This is a genomic window from Empedobacter sp. GD03861 (assembly GCF_029840885.1).
Lineage (GTDB): Bacteria > Bacteroidota > Bacteroidia > Flavobacteriales > Weeksellaceae > Empedobacter > Empedobacter falsenii_B.
Map to the genome: position 1 here is coordinate 1 of NZ_JAOCDJ010000073.1, position 3,164 is coordinate 3,164.

Below are 3,164 nucleotides of genomic sequence, written 5' to 3' on the forward strand. Positions count from 1 at the left end.
ATAATAATTAAACTCTCTACTTTATGTGTAATTATAACATAGAAATAACATAAATGGAAACATATTTAATAAATTCAAAAAAGTAATGAAAGAAACTCATCTCATTCTATACTTTTTCTCTTCAAATATTCAACATAAATGAAGGATTTGTTTTATTTAAAAAACAATAGAAGTTTTTGTTTAACAAAGTAAGGAATTAATGAAGGAAAATAAATGGATTTTTATTTGAAACGGCAGTGATTTTTACAGTTTATTGCTATAAATAAGAGCCTACTTAAAATTAAGTATCAAATAATTTGAAATAAATTATTTGATAAGTATTAAAATAGGCTCTTGAAATTCAATCAATTCATCATCATCATCACTTTCACAGTTGATTGAATTCTTTTATATAAAATATAAAATATAAAATTTGGGCGTTCCCTTTGGTCGGGATTTCCGTTGCAATCTTTTCTAATCAGGAAAGGATTTTCTCTACAATCCCTAACGCAAATACGAATCAATATTTATATTAAATAAAAATTTTTATAAATTACTTTGTAAGTAAGTAATCATTTTCTCAGCAACTTCTTCCGAAGATGCAGGATTTTGACCTGTAATTAATAAACCGTCTTCTACAACATGCACTCCCCAGTCTTCAGTTTTAGAGTAATGACCTCCTAATTTTTCTAATTCAACCTGAACTAAGAATGGAACAACATCTGTTAATTGTACAGCATCTTCTTCAGAATTAGAAAAACCAGTTACATTTTTTCCTTTTACAAAAGGTTCTCCATTACTTAAAGTAACATTCTTGAAAACTCCTGGAGCATGACAAACAGCACCAACTGGCTTACCAGCATTATAGAAATCTAAAATCAATTGTTGAGAATGCACATCATTTGCTAAATCCCATAGTGGTCCATGACCTCCTGGATAGAAAATAGCATCATAATCCTCAGCTTTTTCATTAGCTAATACATGTGTATTTGCAATTAAAGCTTGAACATTTTCGTCTTTATTGTAACGCTCTGTAGCTTCTGTTTGTGCAGCTTCTGTTTCGCTATTAGGATCTATAGGAGCTTGTCCTCCTTTAGGTGTAGCAATAGTAACTTCGTGTCCAGCATCTACAAATTTGTAGTAAGGAGCAGCAAATTCTTCTACCCAAAATCCTGTTTTATGTCCTGTATTTCCCAATTCATCATGAGAAGTAACAACAAATAATATTTTCATAATTTTAATTATTTAAATTCAACAATAAATTCTTCGTTTGGTAGTCTAACTTTTTTCATAGATCCAATCCAGTCTAATTCAGGATCGGCAACACCAACATACATTAAAGATACACTTTTAAGACCTAACTCGTCTAATTTTAAAACTTTATCTACAATAGCGTTATCAAAACCTTCTACAGGAGTAGTATCAACTTTTAACTCAGCAGCTTGTGCTAATGCAAGCCCTAATGCAATATAAGTTTGACGAGCAGTATGTGCAAAATTTTCCTCTGCTGATGTATTCAAGTAAATACCTTTTATTTTATCTGTATAACTTCCGAAACGACCTCTTGGCAATCCTCTTTCATCTGTAGTAAAATCATATACTTTATCAATTCTTTCTGCTGTATAGTTGTCCCAAGCAGCAAAAATAATTACATGTGAACAATCTCTCATACATTCAGGATTAAGAGCTCCTTTTACCAATTGATTTTTTAAATCTTGGTTCTCTACAACTAATACTTTAAAAGGTTGTAATCCAGATGAAGTAGGTGCTAGTCTAGCAGCTTCTACAATTTTATCAATTTTATCTTGACTAACTTTTTGCGATGGATTGTATGCTTTTACTGCATGTCTCCAATTTAAATCTTCTATTAATGACATTTTTTTAATTATTTCGTTAAAAACACAAACAACATAGCAATTAAAGCAGGAATACCTTGTAAAAAAAATATTTTTTTACCAGAGGTTATACCTCCAAAAATACCTGCAACAGTAATACATCCTAAAAAGAATAGACGAATATTACAACTCCATTCATGATTTTCTATAAAAAAAGACCAAATAAGTCCTGCAATCAAAAAACCGTTATATAATCCTTGATTAGCAGCTAGTCCTTTCGTAGGAGTAAACAAATCTTTTGGTAAAGATTTAAATGTTTTTTTACCTGCTGTTTCCCAAGCAAACATTTCCATCCAAAGAATGTAACAATGTTCAATTGCAACAACTGCGGTTAAAGTACTTGCTATAATTTCCATATCTATTGTATTAACCTACAGAAACATTTAATTTAACTTCAATATTTCCACGAGTTGCATTAGAATAAGGACATACTTTATGTGCTGTTTCAATAAGCTTTTGAGCTTCTTCCATTGAAACACCTGGTATATTAGCATGTATCTCAGCTGCAAGACCATAACCTCCGCTTTCTAATTGTCCGATAGCTACTTTTGCTGTAACGCTCGTTTCTCCTGTTTTTATTTTTTGCTGTTTGATCACCAAATTCAAAGCGCTATCAAAACAGGCAGAATATCCTGCTGCAAATAGCATTTCAGGGTTTAAAAAGTCATCATTTGCACCTCCTAATGCTTTTGGAGTACGTACTTGCATATCTAAAACACCGTTTTCACTTTTTACTTGTCCGCTTCTACCTCCCGTAGCTGTAGCCTGAGTTTCATATAATTTTTTCATTGTTGTTTGTTTAAAATTTTATTTGCTATTTTTTTTAATTGTTTAAGCTCATCTACAGATATCGCCATTGATTCTAACAATTTTTCTGGAATATCTTTGACTTTCTCTTTCAAAGCACTTCCTTTTTTGGTCAAAGAAATTACTACAATGCGCTCATCTTCAATATTTCTACTTCTAACAACCATTTCTTTTTGCTCCATTCTTTTTAGTAAGGGTGTTAGTGTACCGCTGTCTAAGAAAAGTTTTTCACCTAATTGCCCTACTGTTTGCTGTTGTTCTTTCCATAAAACCATAAGCACTAAATACTGTGGATAGGTAATATCAAGTGGATCTAAATATAAACGGTACATGTTGATTATCTTTTTTGAAAGCGCATATATGGGAAAACAAAATTGATTATCTAGTTCTAGCGTATCTTTCATAGTTGATCAATATTAAATTACATAACAAAGTTACAAAATTATATTGTACACAATATAATTTTGTAAAACATTAACAAAT

At 30.8% G+C, this 3,164-nt stretch carries 5 protein-coding genes; all 5 read right to left on the reverse strand.

The window, feature by feature from the left end; genetic code table 11:
• Positions 1-525: 525 nt before the first annotated feature.
• Genes N5D03_RS14650 through N5D03_RS14670 form a run of 5 tightly spaced genes read right to left on the reverse strand, consistent with a single transcriptional unit; the run spans position 526 to position 3,085 of the window.
• A complete protein-coding gene (locus N5D03_RS14650) occupies positions 526-1,212 on the reverse strand; it encodes a type 1 glutamine amidotransferase domain-containing protein (RefSeq protein ID WP_280052087.1) in 687 nt (228 codons plus the stop codon).
• Between the two features lie 8 nt (positions 1,213-1,220).
• Positions 1,221-1,856, reverse strand: coding sequence for a nitroreductase family protein (locus tag N5D03_RS14655; protein ID WP_280049965.1), 636 nt, complete (start codon positions 1,854-1,856; stop codon positions 1,221-1,223).
• Between the two features lie 8 nt (positions 1,857-1,864).
• Positions 1,865-2,230: a DUF1304 domain-containing protein gene (locus N5D03_RS14660; protein WP_280052088.1), complete on the reverse strand. Its 366-nt coding sequence runs from the start codon at positions 2,228-2,230 to the stop codon at positions 1,865-1,867.
• A gap of 10 nt (positions 2,231-2,240) precedes the next feature.
• A complete protein-coding gene (locus N5D03_RS14665) occupies positions 2,241-2,663 on the reverse strand; it encodes an organic hydroperoxide resistance protein (protein WP_180906578.1) in 423 nt (140 codons plus the stop codon).
• A complete protein-coding gene (locus tag N5D03_RS14670) occupies positions 2,660-3,085 on the reverse strand; it encodes a MarR family transcriptional regulator (RefSeq protein ID WP_180906579.1) in 426 nt (141 codons plus the stop codon). Before N5D03_RS14670 ends, N5D03_RS14665 begins: the two co-directional genes overlap by 4 nt.
• Positions 3,086-3,164: the final 79 nt, after the last annotated feature.